This window comes from Weizmannia sp. CD-2023 (genome assembly GCF_036225245.1).
Classification (GTDB): domain Bacteria; phylum Bacillota; class Bacilli; order Bacillales; family Bacillaceae_C; genus Weizmannia; species Weizmannia faecalis.
Window position 1 is genome coordinate 1 of sequence record NZ_JARTJQ010000151.1, and the last position, 1,997, is coordinate 1,997.

2 protein-coding genes are annotated in these 1,997 nt (G+C 44.2%); one reads left to right on the forward strand and one right to left on the reverse strand.

What is annotated here, in order from left to right:
- Positions 1–26 precede the first annotated feature (26 nt).
- Complete coding sequence (locus tag P9687_RS17095; protein WP_168985987.1) at positions 27–1,424, forward strand: MFS transporter; 1,398 nt, start codon at positions 27–29, stop codon at positions 1,422–1,424.
- A gap of 281 nt (positions 1,425–1,705) precedes the next feature.
- Here the strand turns inward: P9687_RS17095 and P9687_RS17100 are convergent.
- Positions 1,706–1,997 (reverse strand): helix-turn-helix domain-containing protein (locus P9687_RS17100; protein ID WP_328228819.1); only part of this gene is annotated, 292 nt, incomplete at its 5' end.

Genomic DNA, 1,997 nt, shown 5'->3' on the forward strand with positions numbered 1-1,997 from the left:
AACTTATTATACGAGGAGGTTTTTACATGGACCATTATGCCAGCCGGTTGGAGGAGGATCACGCCGGTATTCAAAACCCGGTCACGCAAACGGGAGAATTGCACCGAAAGGAAAAAATCGCATACGGTGCAGGGGACATCGGGTATAATTTTCTGTTTGACCTCGGGCAAATCTATTTGCTCAAGTTTTACACGGATACGCTCGGGCTTCCGGCTTCCATTGCAGGAATGGTATTTTTAGTGACAAAAATTTGGGACGCTTTTTCGGATTTTACCATTGGCACGGTTGTAGACCACCGGAAAAAAATTGGGCCAAAAGGGAAGTTCCGTCCCTTCATTCTGTATACCGCAGTTCCGCTGGCGCTGATGACGATTACGAATTTTCTTTCTCCGGATTTTTCATTAAATGGAAAAGTGATTTGGGCCTTTGCTACATACATGGCTTTCGGCACCATCTACAGCATTTCCAGCATACCATACGGTTCAATGGCTCCGGCAATGACGAAAAATGCCAATGAACGGGCTGAATTGTCCGCTTTCAGGCAAGCCGGCGCTAATCTTGGATTGCTCATTACGACAGTTGGTTTTATGCCGGTCGTCCTCCTGTTTGACAATCCGAAAATCGGATATCCGGCGGCGGCTGCTATTTTTGCAATAGTCGGTATATTGCTGCAAATCTATTCTTATAAGCATATAAAAGAGCGCCATGTCGAACTGGAACCGAAAAAAACAAGCCACACGATAAAAGACAGCTACAAGGCGCTTGTCAAAAACGGACCCCTTTTCATTGTCAGTCTGGTCAATTTATTTACTATTTCAGCTTACAACGTGAAACTGGCTGTCCAGGTGTATTACTGCCAGTATGTATTGCACAATGTCACGATCGTTTCCTATATGGGATTTTTCAGTATGGGCTGCGCATTTTTCGGGATTGCCCTCGCTCCTTTTGTTCAACGAAAAATCGGGAAGAAGTACACGTATATGATCGGTTGTGCCATTTGGGCGGTTGCCGATCTGCTTGCTTTGTTTTTTGCCCATAATGCCGTTCTGTTTATTGTATTTGCCTGCCTCGCCTTTTTCGGAAACGCTTTTGTCAACAGCCTGAACTGGGCATTGATTTCCGACTGCGTGGAATACGGAGAATGGAAAACCGGAAAGCGGACGGAAGGTATTGTCTACTCCTTTTTTACATTCTTTCGCAAATTGTCGCAGGCTGTCGCCGGGTTTATTCCCGGGTTTGTGCTGAGCATTTCCGGATATGTACCGAATGCCGTCCAGTCCGCAAGCGCCATTTTTGGTATCAAAGCGCTTATGTTTATCTATCCGGCAGCACTCTCCATTTTAACGATTGTTGTCTTCGGCTTTTTCTACCGCTTGACGGAAAAGAAATATAAAGAAATCGTGACGGAGATGAATAGCAGGTAATGCAGGTCAAGGGAGCAGTTTCAACAAGCAAACGTCCAATTTTGGAATGAACAAACAGGGAATTGAAAAGAAAAAATGCTGATTTGGAAAGAAAGATACAGATTTTGGAACAAAAAGGAAAGTCCGGAAAGCAAGATTTCAAGTTTAAATGAATTGTTCGGGAGGTAACAGGCACCCTCCCGAATGTGGAGTGAAAAGCCGCCTCTTTCCAAGCTACAACGCAGACTTTTCATCTGCAAAGTCTGCGTTGTATATTGGATAAAAATCACATAAAACTGTCGTCAATGAGACCGTTCTCCAGTTCCTTTTTCAACGCTGGAAAAGTGACTTCTTTGAACTCCTTGTTCGTCCGGATCAGCTTTTGCCAAAGTATACGTTGCCTTAGTGTAGCTGAATCCAAGCCTGTGTAACATCTTAGAAACACCCTTGGGAGTAAAAGACTGCTGAAACTCTTGTTGAATCCAGTCGGCAATTAATTGGAGCGTCCAAGTGTATTTTGCTTCGAAACCGACTTCTGCAGGTGTTTTATTCACGATGGTATCGGCCAACTGTTTCTGTTGTTCTTTACTTAAC